At 62.9% G+C, this 17102-nt stretch carries 16 protein-coding genes; 12 read left to right on the forward strand and 4 right to left on the reverse strand.

Annotated elements, in window-relative coordinates:
- Positions 1-4: 4 nt before the first annotated feature.
- The 4 genes from AC6H0N_RS06075 to AC6H0N_RS06090 all read left to right on the forward strand — a co-directional run bounded on the left by AC6H0N_RS06075 (position 5) and on the right by AC6H0N_RS06090 (position 6414).
- The gene (locus AC6H0N_RS06075; protein WP_497573170.1) at positions 5-1195 is read left to right on the forward strand and encodes a DUF5924 family protein; all 1191 of its coding nucleotides are present in this window, start codon (positions 5-7) and stop codon (positions 1193-1195) included.
- A 118-nt stretch (positions 1196-1313) separates the two neighbouring features.
- Positions 1314-4781, forward strand: a complete 3468-nt coding sequence (locus AC6H0N_RS06080) for a hybrid sensor histidine kinase/response regulator (protein WP_497573171.1) — start codon at positions 1314-1316, stop codon at positions 4779-4781.
- Complete coding sequence (locus AC6H0N_RS06085) at positions 4768-5697, forward strand: response regulator (RefSeq protein ID WP_497573172.1); 930 nt, start codon at positions 4768-4770, stop codon at positions 5695-5697. Before AC6H0N_RS06080 ends, AC6H0N_RS06085 begins: the two co-directional genes overlap by 14 nt.
- A gap of 63 nt (positions 5698-5760) precedes the next feature.
- Positions 5761-6414, forward strand: coding sequence for a hypothetical protein (locus AC6H0N_RS06090; protein WP_497573173.1), 654 nt, complete (start codon positions 5761-5763; stop codon positions 6412-6414).
- A 75-nt stretch (positions 6415-6489) separates the two neighbouring features.
- On the opposite strand, the gene mazF is transcribed toward AC6H0N_RS06090, so the two are convergent.
- Together mazF and AC6H0N_RS06100 are read right to left on the reverse strand one after the other, a co-directional pair.
- On the reverse strand, positions 6490-6834 hold the full coding sequence (gene mazF, locus AC6H0N_RS06095) for an endoribonuclease MazF (protein WP_497573174.1): 345 nt from the start codon (positions 6832-6834) through the stop codon (positions 6490-6492).
- Positions 6834-7076: an AbrB/MazE/SpoVT family DNA-binding domain-containing protein gene (locus AC6H0N_RS06100; protein ID WP_497573175.1), complete on the reverse strand. Its 243-nt coding sequence runs from the start codon at positions 7074-7076 to the stop codon at positions 6834-6836. The genes mazF and AC6H0N_RS06100 overlap by 1 nt, the downstream gene beginning before the upstream one ends.
- Before the next feature lie 141 nt (positions 7077-7217).
- Between AC6H0N_RS06100 and AC6H0N_RS06105 the strand changes: the two genes are divergently transcribed.
- From AC6H0N_RS06105 to AC6H0N_RS06115, 3 genes are all read left to right on the forward strand, one after another.
- Positions 7218-7931 carry a M15 family metallopeptidase gene (locus tag AC6H0N_RS06105; protein ID WP_497573176.1) on the forward strand — a complete coding sequence of 238 codons (714 nt, stop codon included), beginning with the start codon at positions 7218-7220 and terminating at the stop codon, positions 7929-7931.
- A gap of 5 nt (positions 7932-7936) precedes the next feature.
- Positions 7937-8365, forward strand: coding sequence for a DUF3293 domain-containing protein (locus AC6H0N_RS06110; RefSeq protein ID WP_497573177.1), 429 nt, complete (start codon positions 7937-7939; stop codon positions 8363-8365).
- A gap of 83 nt (positions 8366-8448) precedes the next feature.
- On the forward strand, positions 8449-9552 hold the full coding sequence (locus AC6H0N_RS06115) for a glycosyltransferase family 2 protein (RefSeq protein WP_497573178.1): 1104 nt from the start codon (positions 8449-8451) through the stop codon (positions 9550-9552).
- A gap of 19 nt (positions 9553-9571) precedes the next feature.
- Here AC6H0N_RS06115 and AC6H0N_RS06120 read toward each other — a convergent pair whose 3' ends face one another.
- Positions 9572-10534 carry a UDP-glucuronic acid decarboxylase family protein gene (locus AC6H0N_RS06120; RefSeq protein ID WP_497573179.1) on the reverse strand — a complete coding sequence of 321 codons (963 nt, stop codon included), beginning with the start codon at positions 10532-10534 and terminating at the stop codon, positions 9572-9574.
- A gap of 79 nt (positions 10535-10613) precedes the next feature.
- On the opposite strand from AC6H0N_RS06120, the gene AC6H0N_RS06125 reads away from it, so the two are divergent.
- The 3 genes from AC6H0N_RS06125 to AC6H0N_RS06135 are packed head-to-tail and all read left to right on the forward strand — an operon-like array spanning position 10614 to position 14523.
- Positions 10614-11717 carry a glycosyltransferase family 2 protein gene (locus AC6H0N_RS06125; RefSeq protein ID WP_497573180.1) on the forward strand — a complete coding sequence of 368 codons (1104 nt, stop codon included), beginning with the start codon at positions 10614-10616 and terminating at the stop codon, positions 11715-11717.
- Between the two features lie 25 nt (positions 11718-11742).
- Positions 11743-13638 (forward strand): ABC transporter ATP-binding protein, encoded by a 1896-nt coding sequence (locus AC6H0N_RS06130; RefSeq protein ID WP_497573249.1) that lies wholly within the window; start codon positions 11743-11745, stop codon positions 13636-13638.
- 21 nt (positions 13639-13659) lie between these two features.
- The gene (locus AC6H0N_RS06135; RefSeq protein ID WP_497573181.1) at positions 13660-14523 is read left to right on the forward strand and encodes a glycosyltransferase; all 864 of its coding nucleotides are present in this window, start codon (positions 13660-13662) and stop codon (positions 14521-14523) included.
- Between the two features lie 128 nt (positions 14524-14651).
- On the opposite strand, the gene AC6H0N_RS06140 is transcribed toward AC6H0N_RS06135, so the two are convergent.
- Positions 14652-15110 (reverse strand): hemerythrin domain-containing protein, encoded by a 459-nt coding sequence (locus AC6H0N_RS06140; protein WP_497573182.1) that lies wholly within the window; start codon positions 15108-15110, stop codon positions 14652-14654.
- 531 nt (positions 15111-15641) lie between these two features.
- On the opposite strand from AC6H0N_RS06140, the gene AC6H0N_RS06145 reads away from it, so the two are divergent.
- On the forward strand, positions 15642-15944 hold the full coding sequence (locus AC6H0N_RS06145; protein WP_497573183.1) for an ArsR/SmtB family transcription factor: 303 nt from the start codon (positions 15642-15644) through the stop codon (positions 15942-15944).
- A 154-nt stretch (positions 15945-16098) separates the two neighbouring features.
- Positions 16099-17082 (forward strand): zinc-dependent alcohol dehydrogenase family protein, encoded by a 984-nt coding sequence (locus AC6H0N_RS06150; RefSeq protein WP_497573184.1) that lies wholly within the window; start codon positions 16099-16101, stop codon positions 17080-17082.
- Positions 17083-17102 lie beyond the last annotated feature (20 nt).

A 17102-nucleotide genomic window follows, 5' to 3' on the forward strand; every position in this document is an offset into this window, starting at 1 on the left:
CGTCATGAGCAAGTGGAAGACACGCGTGTTGCGGCTGGCGGTGATTCTGCGCAGGCACCGCGGCATCATCGCGATCTTCGGCTTTCTGTCGGGTGTGGCGAGCTTCGTGCTGGTCGACCGGCAGGAGGATTTCGCCCGCGTGATTGCGCTGGTGATGCTGGTGAGCTGGCTCTGGCTGGTGATGGAAAACGTCTTGCGGCACTGGCTCGATGTGCATTTCCGCTTCCGCCTGCCGGAACCGGTGCTGCGCTACGCCACGCAGCTGATTCACCAGGAAAGCCTGTTTTTCGCCTTGCCCTTTCTGGTGTTCGCCACCGTGTGGAATAGCGCCCAAGCGTTGTTCACCGGCGCGTTGATTGGCGCCGCGCTCGTCTCGGTGATAGACCCCGTCTACTACAAGTGGCTCGCGCCGCGCCGCTGGCTGTATCTGGGCTATCACACGCTGGCGCTGTTCGTGGTGCTGCTTACGGTGCTGCCCATCATCCTGCACATCCCGACCGCGCAGAGCTACATGTATGCCCTGCTGGCGGCCGTGGTGCTGTCCTTCCCCAGTCTCGCGGTCGCGATCAAGGCGCCCAGCTACTGGCGCGGTGCGCTGCTGGTGTTGCTGATCGCCATCCTGGGCCTGGTCGGCTGGTATGGCCGTTTCTGGGTGCCGCCCTCGACGCTGAGGCTTGCGGACATCGAGGTGTCGCTGCAGGTGGACCGCGAGAGCCGCGCGCCGCAAAACCCGGTGCGCCAGGTCAGCGCCGCGCAGTTGCAGCAGCGCGGCCTCTACGCCTACACCGCCATCGACGCGCCGTTGGGTCTGCAGGAACGCATCTTTCACGTGTGGCTGCTCAACGGCGTTGAGGTCGACCGCATTCCGATCGAGATCCAGGGCGGGCGGGAGAAGGGCTATCGCGCCTGGACGCACAAACAGCACTTCCCGCAGGAAGCGGTCGGACATTGGCGCATCGAGGTGCTGACGGAGGCGGGCCAGATGATCGGACGTCTGCGGTTCGAGGTGGTGGAAGGGGCGGCCGAAGCGCAGCTGCCAGCGACACCGGAGCCTACGCCCGAACCGACACCCGACGCGCCGGCGGCGGCCGCGCCGCCGATTGCGGAGCCAGCCGAATCCTCGGACCCAGTCGAGCCCGCGGAGCCAGCCGAACCCTCCACGCCGTCAGCGGACCCGGTCCCCGCTCGGGAATAGCCGCGGAAGCCGACACACCATTGCCCTGTCGTGAAATTGTGTGGGCATGGGGTTTGCTTTTCAGCCATGTGATTACGCTCAGATGCAGACCGGCCAAGCGCCCCTGTATGCTTGCCCGATGAACGAAAATCCCGCGACTCCGGCCTCATCCGCCGCTGCACCGGCCGTCGCCGACGTGGGCGGGTCCGACCCCGTGCAGCGCGTGGTCAAGGTGCGGCGCGACTACAACAGCTGGGTCGGCAACGAGACCATGGAGGACTACGCGCTGCGCTTTACGCCGCGCAGCTTCCGCCGCTGGTCCGCGCTGCGGGTGGGCAATACGGCCTTCGGCTCTGCGTCTTTTCTGGTGCTCGAAGCGGTCGGCGCCACCATGCTGGTCGGCTACGGCTTCATCAACAGTTTCTGGGCCATCCTCGCGATCGGCCTGATCATCTTCATCACCGGCCTGCCGATCAGCCTGTACGCCGCCCGCCACGGCGTGGACATGGACCTGCTCACGCGCGGCTCGGGCTTCGGCTACATCGGCTCGACCATCTCCTCGCTGGTGTACGCGAGCTTTACCTTCATTCTCTTTGCGCTCGAAGCGGCGATCATGGCCTACGCGCTGGAGCTGGCCTTCGACATCCCGCCCGCGTGGGGCTACCTCATCTGCGCGCTGGTGGTCATCCCGTTGGTGACGCACGGCATCACCGTGATCAGCCGCATCCAGACCTTCACCCAGCCGATCTGGCTGTTCCTGCTGGCGCTGCCGTTCGTGTATGTGCTCAATCAGGACGCCTCGGTGCTGTGGGAGCTCTGGCACTATCCCGGCGCCTCGGGCGGAGAGGGCGGCTTCAACTGGCACCTTTTCGGTGCGGCGATGACGGTCGGTATCGCGCTGATCACGCAGATGGGGGAACAGGCCGACTATCTGCGTTTCATGCCGGAACGCACCGAGGCCAACAAGGGACGCTGGCTCACCGGCGTGGTGCTCGGCGGGCCGGGCTGGGTGGTGATGGGCGTGATCAAGATGCTCGGCGGCGCGCTGCTGGCGTGGATGCTGCTCAAGCAGGGCATGCCGGCCGACAAGGCGGTGGACCCCAACCAGATGTATCTGCTCGGCTTCGGCCTGGTGTTCGACTCCGCTGCGTGGGCGGTTGGTGTCACGGCGCTGTTCGTGATCGTGTCGCAGCTCAAGATCAACGTCACCAACGCCTACGCCGGTTCGCTGGCGTGGTCGAACTTCTTCTCGCGCCTCACACACAGCCACCCCGGCCGGGTGGTGTGGGTGGTGTTCAATGTGCTGATCGCGCTGCTGCTGATGGAGATGAACGTCTTCAGCGCGCTGGGTCAGGTACTGGGCCTGTATTCCAACGTGGCGATCTCGTGGATCGTGGCGGTGGTGGCCGATCTGGTCATCAACAAGCCGATGGGCTGGTCGCCCAAAGGCATCGAGTTCAAGCGCAGCCACCTGTACGACATCAACCCGGTCGGCGTCGGCGCCATGCTGGTGGCCTCGGCGCTGTCGGTGGCGACCTTCGTCGGCTTGTTCGGTGACGGCATCCAGCCCTTCGCGCCGTTTGTCGCGATGGTCGCGGCGCTGGTGGTGTCGCCGCTGATCGCGTGGTGGACCAAAGGCCGCTACTACCTCGCCCGCCCGCCCGAGCCGCCGGTCGAGGGCCAGCGCAAATGCACCGTCTGCAACGAGTATTTCGAGGTCGAGGACACCAGCTTCTGCCCGGCCTACCGCGGCACGATCTGCTCGCTGTGCTGCACGCTGGATGCGCGCTGTGGCGACCTGTGCAAGCCACATGCGCGCATCAGCGCGCAGTGGTCGGCGCTGTTGCGGCGCTGTCTGCCGGCCCGCCTGCTGCCGGTGCTCGATGCCGGTTTGGGGCACTACCTGCTGCTGACCGGCGCCATCGTGTGCTTTCTTGGTCTGCTGCTCGGGCTGATCTACGTGCATGAGGCCCAGGCGCTTGGCGCGGAAGCCGCCGGCTCGCTCGACGGCGTGTTCCTGAAAGTCTTCGTGGCGCTGTTCATCGTGGCCGGCATCGGCACCTGGTGGATGGTGCTGACGCACAAGAGCCGGCGCGTGGCGCAGGAGGAATCCAACCGCCAGACGCAGCTGCTGGTGCAGGAGATCGAGTCGCACAAGCGCACCGACGAGCAATTGCAGAACGCCCGCCGCGTGGCCGAGCAAGCCAACTCGGCCAAGAGCCGTTATCTGACGGCGATCAGCCACGAACTGCGCACGCCGCTCAACAGCATCCTCGGCTACGCGCAGATTCTCGATGGCGACGAGGCTATCCCGCCCAAGCGCCGTCAGGCCGTGACGGTGATCCGCAAGAGCGGCGACCACCTGCTGTCGCTGATCGAAGGCACGCTGGATATCGCGCGCATCGAGGGCGGCAAGCTCACACTCGACGTGCGGCCGCTGGCCTTCCCGGCCTTCATGCAGCAGATCGTCGGCATGTTCGAACTGCAGGCCCGTGACAAAGGGCTGCGCTTCACCTACGAGCCGGCCGGCACCCTGCCCGAGGTGGTGCGGGCCGACGAAAAACGCCTGCGCCAGATCCTCATCAACATCATCGGCAACGCCGTGAAGTTCACCGCGCGCGGCGCAGTCAGCGTGCGTTTGGTCTATCGCCACGAGATGGCCACCATCGAGGTCGAAGACAGCGGCCCGGGCATCGAGCCGGACGAGCTCGCGCGCGTGTTCGAGCCCTTCGAACGCGGCCGCTCGGCCAGCGCCGGCGCCACCGCGGGTACCGGCATCGGGCTGACCATCAGCCGCATGCTGACCAATCTGATGGGTGGCGAACTTACTGTGGACAGTGTGCCCGGCAAGGGCAGCACTTTCCGCGTGCGCCTGTTCCTGCCGCACCTGCATGGCAGCCAAGCGGCCGAAGCGCTGCCGCGCGCGCGTCGCATCGGCTACAAGGGCGTGCGACGTCGCATCCTGGTGGTGGACAACGAGCGCGTAGATCGTGAGTTGCTGATCTCGGTGCTCGAACCACTCGGCTTCGAGGTGGCGCAGGCGGCCAGCGGTGAGGAATGCCTGGAGCGCATCGGCGAAGTGCGTCCGCATCTGGTGTTCATGGATCTCGCCATGGCCGGCATTGACGGCTGGGAGACCCTGCGCCGTCTGCGTGCCGGCGAACACCACGAAGTGCCGGCCGCCATCATTTCGGCCAATGCCTTCGACCGCAACCTCGACAACGATGTCGGCATCGGCCCGGAAGACTTCATGCTCAAGCCCATTCGTGTCGACGACCTGCTCGACTGGATCGGCCGTCGCTTGGAGCTGGAGTGGGTGTGTGTCGAGGCGCCCGCGCCTGTGCCCCCGTCGCCGCCCGCGCCGCAGGTGGCCGAGCCGTTGCGTCTGCCCTCGGCGGCCGCAAGACGCGAACTCGATGCCGTGATCGAACTGGGCTATTTGCGCGGCATCCTTACGCGACTGGCCGACATCGAGAACACCGAGCCCGAATGCGGCGCCTTCGTGCGCGTGGCCCGAGAAATGGCGCGGGCCTTCCGTTTCGACGCCTTGCGCGACATGCTGCGCGCTGACGGCACACCAGGGGAGGGCAACGATGTTCAGCAATGAGGCAACGCAAGGCATCGTCCTCATCGTTGACGATGTGCCCGACAACCTCGCGCTGCTGCACGACGCCCTGGATGAATCCGGCTACACCGTGCTGGTCGCCACCAGTGGTGAGGCGGCCATCGCGCGCGCGCGCCAGAGCCTGCCCGATGTCGTGCTGCTCGACGCGATGATGCCGGGCATGGACGGCTTCGAAGTCGCGCGGCGGCTGAAGGCTGACTTCGCCACTCGCGCCATTCCGCTGATCTTCATGACCGGCCTGACCGAAACCGAACACGTCGTCGCCGCCTTTGCCGCCGGCGGCGCCGACTACGTCACCAAACCCATCCGCCCGGCCGAAGTGCTGGCACGCATCGCCGCCCACGTGCACAACGCCCGCGAGATGCGCCAGGCGCGCACCGCGCTGGATGCCTTCGGCCAGGCCACCGTCGCCGTGCGCGCTCGCGATGGCCGGCTGGTGTGGCAGACCCCGCTGGCGCGCAAGCTGCTGCGCGAGTGGTTCGAGCCGGTGAGCGAAGATTGCCCCGCACGCCTCGCCGAATGGGTCAATGTCGCCCGTCGCTCTCGCAGCGAGCGCCGCGAAGTCCCGCCCCTGATCGCCGCCGACGGCGAAAAGCGCCTGCTCGGCTCCTTCCACGACCAGAGCGACGACGACGGCGACGGCGAATGGCTGGTCGTGCTGCGCGAGGAAGACGACGCCAGCGCCGTCGAAACCCTGATGTCCGCCTTCGGCCTCACCAACCGCGAAGCCGAAGTGCTGCAATGGGTCATCCGCGGCAAGACCAACCGCGACATCGGCGACATCCTCGGCACCAGCCCGCGCACCGTGCACAAGCATCTGGAGCATGTGTTCGAGAAGCTTGGCGTGGAGACACGCACGGCGGCGGCGGGCATGGCGATGCAGAGGTTGCAGGGCTGAGCTAGCTTTTAGGCAGTGCGACCGCCGCAATAGGTCACGGTAAGGCCCGGAGAGAATGCGTCCATGAAAGCAAAAACCGAAGAAGTGATATATGAGGTGCTGACTTCCACCGATGCTGATGTTCGCTCCGAGTACTTGCGGCACTTCCACCAAGAGGCGCGTCAGTTTTCGGCGGCAATGGCGAGAGCTGTTCCTTACTGGGAGGCGGTCGATAAGTGTAATGGTGATGAACGTCGTGCCTATGTTTCAGGCTTGGTGCACTTTGCCATGTCAATGCACATATCGTCGTTTAAATTGCTCATGTCTGGGCATGCCTCCGCCTCAGGTAACTTGATGCGGCAGGTTGTTGAGGCAATGGCGCTTTCTTTGCTGTGTTCAAATAAAGAGTGGGGCTTCTTACAGCAGTTTATCGACGATAAATATTCGACGAAAAACGCTGTTCGAGATTTGGCGAGAAATTGGAGAAAATTAGAGTTGAACGACGATGCACTGTGCCCTCTGGAGTCTGCTCAGAAGTTTTACAGTCAATACAGCCATATCACCAAGCTGACCCTTGCGAATACGATTTATTTGGGACGAAAGGCCGCATTTATTGGCGCAGCTTTCGATGTTGAGAAGCTTTATGTATATGAGAAGGAGGTCTCCATGAGAGTCAGCTTGTCAGAGGTCTTCGATAGCTTTGTCGAAGCTGTTTATGCCAATTTAGAGAAATGGTAGGCGTCAAATTTGATGGAGTATGTATTTAGGTAGAGGGCGTCTCAGTCACGCCGCTTGACGTCGCGTGAGCCTCCGTTATCCCGCCCCGTGTCCGATCAGCGCCACTGCATTCCGCCGTATCTCAGCCAGTTCATCCCGGCTCACGTTCCCCTTGAAGGCCGCCCGCCGTATCCGCCAGTCCAGACTCTTCACCTGATCTGACAGCACGGCAGATGGCTTGTTTCCGCCCGCAATTACGACTTCGAACGGATAGCCCTTGATCTGCGTCGTCATCGGGCAGCACAGCATGAGTCCGGTCAGTCCGTTGTAGGTTGCAGGGCTCAGAACCACGGCGGGGCGGTGGCCGGCCTGCTCGTGACCGACCTGGGGGTTGAACTGCAGCCAGACGATGTCGCCGGCCTCGGGGGTGTAGGCGCCCATCAGAGCGCCTCCTTCCCGACGGGTTCGCCGAAGTCGGTTTCGCCGTGCAGATTCTCCCGGGTGATGCCGGCCAGCAGTGTTTCGAGCGCCAGCGTATCCGGGTGGACGGGTTCGAGGACAATCCGACCTTCTTCGACCCGGACATCAACCACCGAGTCGATCTGCAATTGGGCATCCGACATGACCGTGGCGGGAATGCGCACTGAGGCGCTGTTGCCCCATTTCTTGACTGTAATCTGCATGAGAATCTCCGGTGTATCGACAATGTAGGAACCATAGCCGCTTGGTGGGAATGTTGCAACAATGGCGATACATGGCTGCCCGGGCACATCATTGCCAGCATGGGATAATCCGTCGCTGTGCAAATCGATCCGAGTATCACGATGCAAACAGCCCGCCTGGTTTTCCTGGTTCTGCTGCTGAGTAATCCGCCAGCTTTCGCCGCTGCGCTCCCCGATGGTTTTGTCGACGTCCCGACGCACATCCCCGAGGCGCAGTACGACATCCGCTACGCGGGTTCTGAGAACTTCCTCGGCCGACCGGTGGTGGGCTACGAGCGGGCGACCTGCATCCTCAGTCATCCGGCTGCCGCGGCGCTCGCGAGGGTTCAGAGCGAGGCGCAGGCTAATGGTCTGACGCTGAAGATCTTCGATTGCTTCCGGCCGCAGCGGGCAGTAGATGATTTCGTGCGCTGGGGACGCGATCTTGACGATCTGAAACGGATGGCCACCTACTACCCGCGCGTGCCCAAGAGCGAGTTGTTCGAGCGCGGCTACATCGCCGCGAAATCCGGTCACAGCCGCGGCAGCACGGTGGACCTGACATTGGCCGTGACCGATCCGGCGCGTGCGGCGCCGGTGCTGCAAGGGGCGCTGGAGGCGGATGCCGAAGTCGATATGGGCTCGCCGTTCGATCTGTTCGACCCGCTGTCGCACACCGCCAACCCCGACATGCCTCCGCATGTGCGTCACAATCGCGCCTGGTTCGCGGCACTGATGGGCCGCCACGGCTTCAACAACCTGCCTGAAGAGTGGTGGCACTACACCTTGCGCGACGAGCCACATCCGCAGACCTTCTTCGACTTTCCGGTGAAGTGATCGACATGACGAGCAAGAGCGCGGTACCGGCGCAGATGATTGCGGCCTACGAGGCGGCGGAGTACCACGTGCTGGGCGAGGTGCCCTTTGTGCTGCGCATCGGACAGCACAGCTCGGACCTTGCGGGGCTGATGGCGGATAAGGCCATGCCGTCGGCGGCCTTTATCACGGCCTGCAATCCGCACGGGCAGCTGCTCGGTGCGGCCGACAACACCACCCGCACGAACGCGCTGGGCGCCGAGCTGGAGCGTTTTGCGCCGCTGGTGCTGCCGGCGCGCGGGGTAGACCCGACGGGTCGCTGGATGGATGAACCGGGATATCTCGCGCTGGGCTGCCCGCCAGCCATCGTCGAGGCGCTGGGGAGGCGGCATCGGCAGAATGGCGTGGTGCTGTGCGGCGAGGATGCGGTGCCGCGGCTGGTGTTACTGCGTTAGAGCCGGTTTCCATTCGGGCTTGTCATGGGTGTTTGAGGGCGCGGGTTCCGGTGTGTCGTTGCAGATGGATGTTGGGGGAATTCATGAACCGAGTGGCTTTCGTCACGACCTGCAAGGGTCGGCTTCATCATCTGCAGCAGACCTTGCCGCGCTTCGTCGCAGAGCAGCCGGATGAACTCATTGTGGTCGACTACGGCTGTCCGCAAGGGTCGGCGGCGTGGGCGAAAGAGCATTTCCCGGACGTGAAGGTGGTGTGCGTGGACGACGATCCGGGGTTTTCGTTGTCCAGAGCGCGCAATCTTGGCGCGGCGGCGGTGACGGCCGACTGGATCTGCTTCGTTGATGCCGATACCGTGGTGGCGCCGGGGTGGGTGCGCTGGATGCGGAATGCTCTGCAGCCAGGGTGTTTCTTCCGGGTGGCGCCGGCCGGTGCGGCGCGGCAACCAGAGTTGTGGGGGACGTTCATCGTCGAGCGTGATGCGTTTGAGCATTGCGGTGGCTATGACGAGTTGCTGCGGGGGTGGGGCGGTGAGGACGGGGATCTTTACCGTCGCCTGCACAGCTCAGGTCTGAGTGAGGCGGACTTTCCATGCGACTTTGTCTCGACCATCGCGCACGGTGACAACGAGCGCCTGACGTATTCGCAGTTTCCCGACCGTGCCCGACAGCTGAGCGCAAACGTGCTGTACCTGAGCGCCAAGCATGCAAGCATGGTGTTGGCATCGGTCACGGATGAGCTGCCATTCGCCGAGCGCAAGCGGATCAGTCAGGTCATTGAGTCGGCGGTCAGCGGGTGGGCTGGCGGGGCGCTTGCTTCGCCGCTGGTGATCCGGCTGGACATGCTGGAGTTAGGCGATTGGGTGCCGGCGATGTACCGGCATCTCGCGCGTTGCACGCTGACCCTGACTGTCGAAGCACATCCTGTCCGGGGCGACGGCCGGCTCAGATACTTCTGCTACCGCGTCCGGCGCGATGCGCGCAAAGCCCTTGCGCGACTGCGTGGCGTGCCTTTGCGGGGTCTCAGCGCCATCGAGGCGCAGATCGTGAGCACCGTCCGCAGGCGGTTCGCCGATACAAGCGAGCCGCGCGCGCTCACGCTCCGGGCAGAAGGGGATGGCGCCCGGTTGCCGTCGCCGTTGCACCTTGGCGTTTGCTGTGAATTCTCGTTGCAGCCTGCGCGGGCATGAACCGAGGTGTTTGCTGCGTCTAGACGCGCGAAGCGCTGAGTACCGTGTCGAAGTATTCGACCGTGCGCCGCAAGCCTTCGCGTAGCTCGACTTTCGGCTCCCAGCCCAGCGCATTGCGCGCCAGCGTGATGTCGGGCTGGCGCTGGCGCGGATCGTCCTGCGGCAGGGGGCGGTAGACCAGCGGCGAGGCCGAGCCGGTCAGGTCGAGCACCAGGGTCGCGAGTTCCAGCATGCTCATTTCCACCGGATTGCCGAGGTTCACGGGGCCGGTGAAATCGTCCGGCGTGTCCATCAGCCGTATCAGCGCGTCAACCAGATCGTCCACGTAGCAGAACGAGCGTGTCTGCAAACCGTCGCCATACAGCGTGATCGGCTCGCCGCGCAGGGCCTGCACGATGAAGTTGCACACCACGCGGCCGTCGTCGGGATGCATGCGCGGGCCATAAGTGTTGAAGATGCGTGCGACCTTGATCGGCATGCCGTACTGCCGGCGATAGTCGAAGAACAGCGTTTCGGCGCAGCGCTTGCCTTCGTCGTAGCAACTGCGCGGTCCGATGGGGTTGGCGTGGCCCCAGTAACTTTCGGGCTGAGGGTGCACCAGCGGGTCGCCATACACCTCGCTGGTCGAAGCCTGCAGGATGCGGGCGCCCTTGCGGCGCGCCAGTTCCAGCAGATTGATGGCGCCTTGCACGCTGGTGACGGTCGTACGTACTGGATCGCGCTGGTAGTGCACCGGGGCCGCGGGGCAGGCGAGGTTGAAGATGCGGTCCGCTTCTGCCTCAAATGGATGGATGACATCGTGGTGCAGCAACTCGAAGCCCGGCTGGTCGAGCAGGTGTTGCACGTTGCGTTGCGCCCCGGTGTAGAAGTTGTCGACCCCGAGCACCGCGTGCCCGGCGTTGACCAGACGGTCGCAGAGGTGGGAGCCGATGAAACCGGCCGCACCGGTGACGAGGATGCGTTGCGTGGTCGGGGAGGGCATTCAACTTGCCGACAGAGTAGTTGTGAGTGAGTATCGCAGACCTCGCGCGGAACCTGTACCGCGATTGATCGGAGTGGCCATGGACCGAATTGCCTTCGTCACGACCTGCAAGAACCGCCTGCACCATCTGCAACAGACCTTGCCGCGCTGGGTTGCCGACGGTGTGGACGAGATCGTGGTGGTCGATTACGGCTGCCCGCAAGGCACCGGCGACTGGGTGGAAGCCAACTGGCCGCAGGTTACGGTCGTGCGGGTGGATGATGACCCCGGCTTCTGTGTCGCTCGGGCCCGGAACATGGGTGCCGAGGCGGCAACGGCTGAATGGGTCTGCTTCATCGATGCGGACATCCTGGTCCAGTCAGGCTGGGTGTCGTGGATGCGTCAGAACCTGTCAGTCGGCCGCTTTTACCGCGCGGGTCTGGTCGACGGCGAGCGTGGGAACGAGACCTGGGGAACGGCGCTCATGGAGCGGTCGGTCTGGAATGCTCTGGGCGGGTATGACGAGTTCTTCACGGCTTGGGGTGGCGAGGACGCTGATCTGTATGCGCGCATGCAACTGGCCGGCTTCTCCGAGGGCGAGTATCCCGCGGCCTTTGTCGAGGCCATCAGCCACACGGATGACGAGCGTTTTGCCTACTCCGCATTGAAGTCGAGGCGCGACAACCGACGGCATCACAACTTCTATCGCTATGCGAAGTACGTCTGGATGACCATTGCGGGCATTTCGGGCGATCTGTCGTGGGAACAGAGAGCGTATCTTCGTGGTCTGGTGGACGCAGCGTTCGAGAGCGCGGCCGGACGTCCTGGTGCTGGTTATCCCGAGATCACCTTCAATGTTGATCAACTGGGCGCCTGGCTGCCGCAGGCGCGGCGTGACGGTGCGCGATGTCGTTGTCTGATCAGGCTTGAGCGTGAGCGGAAAATCTACAGACGATTGGGCCGATTGTGGGAAGCGTTGCGCCGGCTAGGCGGCGCTCGTACAGAGACTTCGCCGCAGTCAGAGGCAGCGCATCTGCCCGCTGCACTCGTCGGCACGCTGCTGGACGCGCTGGAAGGCACGTCGGCCGCCGCAGGCAGGCGCCACGAATCCACCACGTTCATGTACGGCATGCCGTCGAGTTTCCGGGTGCGAGTGGTGTGCAGTTACGACTTGCCCGCAGCAGCACTTGCCGTTCCATCCTGAGCTACACAAGGGCTAGTCCCAAGGCATCCAAGTTTTGTTCCGCTTCTTCGAAAACCGCGTCGATCCCTATCCCGAAACCGTGCCGGCGCCGGCGCCCAAGGGCTTTTTCGCCTTTCTGTGGGCCGGCACCGAGGGGCTGCGGCCATTCGTCATCGGGCTGACGCTGCTGACCGCCTGCATCGGCGCCTTCGAGGCCGTGCTGTTCGCCATGCTGGGCAAGGTGGTGGACTGGCTGGCCACGGTTGATCCCGCCAATCTGTGGGCGGAGGAGGGCGGCACGCTGGCGATTCTCGGTGGCGTCATCGTCGCGAGCATTGGCTTGGTGGCGCTGCAGACCACGGTCAAACATCAGGCGCTGGCGGGCAATTTCCCGATGCGGCTGCGGTGGAATTTCCACCGCATGATGCTCGACCAGAGCATGAGCTTCTATCAGGACGAGTTCGCCGGGCGCGTGTCCGCCAAAGTCATGCAGACGGCGCTGGCGGTGCGCGACACCGTGCTGATCCTGACCGACATCCTTGTTTTCGTGACGATCTACTTCGTCACCATGATCTTCGTGGTCGGCGGCTTCGACCTGTGGATGGTCGTGCCCTTCATGGTGTGGCTGGGGCTGTATCTGTGTGCCTTGTGGGTGTTCGTGCCCAAGCTCGGCAAGGTCTCGCGTGCGCAGGCCGATGCGCGCTCGCTGATGACCGGGCGCATTACCGACGCCTACACCAACATCGCCACCGTCAAACTCTTCTCGCACGCCGGCCGTGAAGCTGCCTACGCGCGCGGCGCCATGAAGGAATTCATGGGCACCGTGCACGCGCAGATGCGGCTGGTGTCGGGCATCGAGATCGTCAATCACGTCCTGTCGATGCTGCTCATCATGAGCACCACCGGCGTTGCGCTGTGGTTGTGGACGCAAGGCCAGGTCGGTGTCGGTGCGCTGGCCGCGGCCGGCGCGATGGCGCTGCGGCTCAATGGCATGTCGCACTGGATCATGTGGGAAATGGCGCAGCTCTTCGAGCAGGTCGGCACCGTGCAGGACGGCATCAACACCTTGTCGCTGCCGCGCCGTGTTGTCGACCAGCCTGATGCGCAGCCGCTGGCCGTGCCGCGCGGCGAGATCCAGTTCGACCAGGTGCGTTTTGCCTATGGCGCCGGGCCGGAGATGCCTCCGGTCATCGACGACCTGACGCTGACCATCCGCCCCGGCGAGAAGATCGGCCTGGTCGGCCGTTCCGGCGCGGGCAAGTCGACCATCGTGAATCTGCTGCTGCGCTTTTACGACATCGAACAGGGACGCGTGCTGATCGACGGCCAGAGCATCTCCGACGTCACGCAGATATCCCTGCGCGAACACATCGGCATGGTCACGCAGGACACCTCGCTGCTGCACCGCTCGGTGCGCGACAACATCCTGTACGGGCGCCCCGACGCCACCGACGAAGAGATGATCGCCGCCGCCAAGCGCGCCGAGGCGCATGACTTCATCCTCGGCCTGACCGATCTGCAGGGCCGGCGTGGCTACGACGCCCATGTCGGCGAGCGTGGCGTGAAGCTCTCCGGCGGGCAGCGCCAGCGCATCGCCATTGCCCGCGTGATGCTCAAGGACGCGCCCATCCTGCTGCTCGACGAGGCCACCAGCGCGCTCGATTCGGAAGTCGAAGCCGCCATTCAGGGCAGCCTTTATCGCCTGATGGAAGGCAAAACCGTGGTCGCCATCGCCCACCGGCTGTCCACCATCGCCGCGATGGACCGTTTGATCGTGCTCGACCAAGGTCGAATTGTCGAAGAGGGTGACCACCGCAGCCTGCTAGCGCAGGGCGGTATCTACGCGCGCCTGTGGTCGCATCAGAGCGGTGGTTTTCTGGTGGATGATGACGAGGACGCCGCTTCGCCGGCCCGCCGCGACGCCTCCGCAGCCTTGTCCTGATACCACTCGTTCCGAAGCCCGATGAACCCGAGAAAGGCGATCAACCAGCTTGCGAACCGCTTCGGCTATTCGTTCGTCAAGGACCACGACCTCCCGGTCACTATCGCCGGCAAGCCGCCGGGCAATCAGAACGCGCGCAGCGAGGACGCGCCGGTCCAGGCACACATGTTCTGGGCGTATGGCGAGTTCTCTATGCTCGAAAGACTTGCCGCGGTCAGTTTTGTCGCCAACGGCTTCAGGCTCAAGCTCTGGAGCTACGACGAGATCAAGAACGTCCCGCCGGGCGTGGAATTTTGCGATGCGCGCCGGGTCGTCCCCGAGAGCCGGGTGTTCACCTATCACGGCGGCTCCTACGCGGGCTTTGCCGATTTATTTCGATATTTCGTACTGTCCCAGGAAGGCGGCTTGTGGGCTGATACCGACGTGGTTTGTCTCGCGCCCGCACACTCTGTGAATGCGCTGGGCAAGAACGGTTTTATCGTCACCGAGCGAACAAAGAATTTATCGGTGCAGATCAACGTCAACGTCATCCACCACCCGGCGCCCACGCCCGGTGATGTCGTTGACCTGGCGCGCGTCATTGCCGACCGCTTCCCGCTTGAAAGGCTGACTTATGGCGACATCGGCCCCAAGCTGGTCACGACGCTGGTGAAAGCCTATCCGGCGCTCGCCCCGACCATCATGAGTCCCGAATTCGCCAATCCCGTCGATTGGTGGGACTGCCCACAACGACTGATCTCCGGTGCCGATGAGGTGCCGGAAGAAACGTGGTTTCTGCATTGCTACAACGAGTTGTGGCGCCGGTCCGGCACCGACAAGAACACGCCCTACCCTCAAAACTCCATGCTGGGCAGGGTATTAGAGCGCTACAAAGACTGGCTGTGAGCAAAACACTGGGCTGAAAAAGTAACCGCCGCCGGTTGGTCCCCGGGCCGGTGAGTGCCCCGATCCCCTTGAACATTCAGAAAGTGGTTCGTCGCATGCAGGGAAGAATGCAGTTCATTCAGTCGGCATCAGGCCTTGGATAGCTTTTCTTTCATGCGTTGATAATCGGATTCGTACTGCTTGGCCAACGCGGTCTTCTGCGCATCGGAAAGAATCTTTCCCGAAATCTGGAAGAACTTGGTTTCTTCCTCTTCCAAGTGGTGCTCGACCTGATGCGCAAGCTGCTTGGCCTTGGCCAGCCAACTACCGCCTTCGTAATCTGCGCCGTAAATGTCTTCAACGCATTCGTCGATTTCATGGTGTTCCGCCAGCGCGTGGCGCGACGAGTTCAGCCCCATGTCGTCCATCAGGATGGGCGCGTAGAGAAATCGCTCTTCGGCGGCGGCATGCGCAGCCAGCTCTATTCGCAGTTCCCGCAGGGTTTCCTGTCGGTGTCCTGAGTCGGGCGTGAGACTTACGAGCCGTCGACAGAGTGAGCGCTGCAGCTCGTGACTTTCACGCAGTGCTTCGTAGATGGTTTTGGCCATGTATGTCTCCTCTATGACGATCTGCCGCCGCGTGCCAGCAGCTCAGAATCCACTCTTCTCAAGAGCCGCGAGCCCGACATTGCATGAACGAAGCCGTACTGCTTCATTCAAGAAGCCTGCTTGATCCGCGGCTGTGGCTTTTCATCCTAGTGATATTTGCGAAGTCGAGTAATGACAAATCGTAAGGGCCGCCTAAGGCCTCCGAATGCATATTCCGCTCTCGGTAGCGCGCCGGCCGTCTCCGGCGCCGGAGACGTCGATGTCGAAGCTCTCGATGATCAAGGCGTGGCGGGGACGGCGCTTGCTGCCAAACTCCAGATGGCCGTCAGTGCCGTCCCAGCGGCGGATCTGCCGCTGGCGGCCGGATCGGGAAGCCGCAAGCGAAGGAAGAGACTCTCTAGCCCCCCGAGAGGCTCCGAAGCCGTACGTGGTGCTGAAATTGGGGGCAGGTAGCAGGTTCCGAATCGCCACCTGCTTGACCGCGGTTGACTGTGCATTGACATATCGAAAAATATCGATATTATGGCGGCCATGGACCTGATCGAAATATTCAAAGCGCTCTCGAACCCTACACGCCTTCAAATCCTGAAGGGTTTGAAGGATCCCGAGAAGAACTTTCCTCCACAGGATGAAGGTGACGTTCACACGGTGGGGGTCTGTGTTAGCAGCATTCAAGAAGGTATCGGACTGTCGCAGTCGACGGTGTCTGGATACCTGGCAACTCTGCAGCGAGCGGGTTTGGTCAAAGTCAGGCGCATCGGTCAGTGGACCTATTACAAGCGCAATGAAGAAGCCATCCGCGCTCTCGCCGAGCTGATGGGGAAAGAGCTGTAATTATTTAAGCAGTTATATCGAAAAATCGCGATATTTATTTTTACAGAAGTGAGGAGTTGCTATGGACTGAGAGCATCAAGAAACCGCGTAATTTTTTTTACCACTTAACATCTAGAAATCTCGATATTCAACTTTACCGAAGCGAGGATTTACCATGAAAGCGATGATACTCAAGTCATTTGGCGGCCCGGAATCGTTCGAACTCCGTGAGGTACCCAAGCCGGTGCCGCATGCGGGGCAAGTACTGGTTCGGGTGCACGCAACCTCCATCAACCCTCTGGATTTCCAGGTCAGACGTGGCGACTATGCCGACCTGGTGCCGCTGCCGACCATCACCGGCCACGACGTGTCAGGTGTCGTCGAAGCCGTAGGGCCGGGCGTGACGAGCTTCGCGCCAGGCGATGAGGTCTGGTACACCCCGCAAATCTTTGACGGGCCAGGAAGTTACGCTGAATACCACGTGGCTGCCGAAAGCATTGTCGGCAAGAAGCCAGCGGCGCTGAGCCATCTGGAGGCGGCGAGCCTGACCCTGGTCGGCGGGACCGCGTGGGAAGCACTGGTCGTGCGTGCGCAGCTCAGAGTCGGCGAAAGCATCCTCGTGCACGGCGGCGCGGGAGGCGTGGGCCATGTGGCGATCCAGCTGGCAAAAGCCATGGGCGCCAAGGTCTTCACGACGGTGCGCGAACAAAACTTCGAGTTCGCAGAAAGCGTGGGTGCCGATGTGCTCATCGACTACGAAAAGGAAGATTACGTCGCCGCCGTCCTGCGCGAAACCGGTGGCCACGGAGTTGATGTCGTGTTCGACACCATCGGCGGCGACACCTTGACCCGTAGCCCCGATGCGCTCGCACAGCTTGGCCGTGTGGTCTCGATTGTGGACATCGCAAAGCCACAGAACCTTGTTCAGGCCTGGGGCAAAAACGCCAGCTATCACTTCGTTTTCACGCGGCAGAACCGCGGCAAGCTTGATGAGCTAAGCGCATTGATCGAGCGCGGTCAGCTGCGGCCACATGTTGGCGCGGTCTACCCGCTTGCCGACCTCGCCCTCGCCCATGCTCGCCTGGAGAGCCCCAACAACGGCCTTCGAGGAAAAATCGCGATTGCAGTCGAGCCGTCGCTCGCACCGGATCGTACTTAAGCATTCAAGCCATCTTTGGA

It is taken from the genome of Pseudazoarcus sp. NS34 (assembly GCF_059703725.1).

What these genes read in the sequence shown, in the direction of transcription:
- mazF (WP_497573174.1), bottom strand. Translation starts at nt 6,834, where the DNA reads ATGGGCGCCTACACCCCCGAGGCCGGCGACATCGTCTGGCTGCAGTTC.
- AC6H0N_RS06140 (WP_497573182.1), bottom strand. Translation starts at nt 15,110, where the DNA reads ATGGCCAAAACCATCTACGAAGCACTGCGTGAAAGTCACGAGCTGCAG.
- AC6H0N_RS06075 (WP_497573170.1), top strand. Translation starts at nt 5, where the DNA reads ATGAGCAAGTGGAAGACACGCGTGTTGCGGCTGGCGGTGATTCTGCGC.
- AC6H0N_RS06085 (WP_497573172.1), top strand. Translation starts at nt 4,768, where the DNA reads ATGTTCAGCAATGAGGCAACGCAAGGCATCGTCCTCATCGTTGACGAT.
- AC6H0N_RS06080 (WP_497573171.1), top strand. Translation starts at nt 1,314, where the DNA reads ATGAACGAAAATCCCGCGACTCCGGCCTCATCCGCCGCTGCACCGGCC.
- AC6H0N_RS06125 (WP_497573180.1), top strand. Translation starts at nt 10,614, where the DNA reads ATGGACCGAATTGCCTTCGTCACGACCTGCAAGAACCGCCTGCACCAT.
- AC6H0N_RS06110 (WP_497573177.1), top strand. Translation starts at nt 7,937, where the DNA reads ATGACGAGCAAGAGCGCGGTACCGGCGCAGATGATTGCGGCCTACGAG.
- AC6H0N_RS06120 (WP_497573179.1), bottom strand. Translation starts at nt 10,534, where the DNA reads ATGCCCTCCCCGACCACGCAACGCATCCTCGTCACCGGTGCGGCCGGT.
- AC6H0N_RS06105 (WP_497573176.1), top strand. Translation starts at nt 7,218, where the DNA reads ATGCAAACAGCCCGCCTGGTTTTCCTGGTTCTGCTGCTGAGTAATCCG.
- AC6H0N_RS06135 (WP_497573181.1), top strand. Translation starts at nt 13,660, where the DNA reads ATGAACCCGAGAAAGGCGATCAACCAGCTTGCGAACCGCTTCGGCTAT.
- AC6H0N_RS06100 (WP_497573175.1), bottom strand. Translation starts at nt 7,076, where the DNA reads ATGCAGATTACAGTCAAGAAATGGGGCAACAGCGCCTCAGTGCGCATT.
- AC6H0N_RS06115 (WP_497573178.1), top strand. Translation starts at nt 8,449, where the DNA reads ATGAACCGAGTGGCTTTCGTCACGACCTGCAAGGGTCGGCTTCATCAT.
- AC6H0N_RS06145 (WP_497573183.1), top strand. Translation starts at nt 15,642, where the DNA reads ATGGACCTGATCGAAATATTCAAAGCGCTCTCGAACCCTACACGCCTT.
- AC6H0N_RS06090 (WP_497573173.1), top strand. Translation starts at nt 5,761, where the DNA reads ATGAAAGCAAAAACCGAAGAAGTGATATATGAGGTGCTGACTTCCACC.
- AC6H0N_RS06150 (WP_497573184.1), top strand. Translation starts at nt 16,099, where the DNA reads ATGAAAGCGATGATACTCAAGTCATTTGGCGGCCCGGAATCGTTCGAA.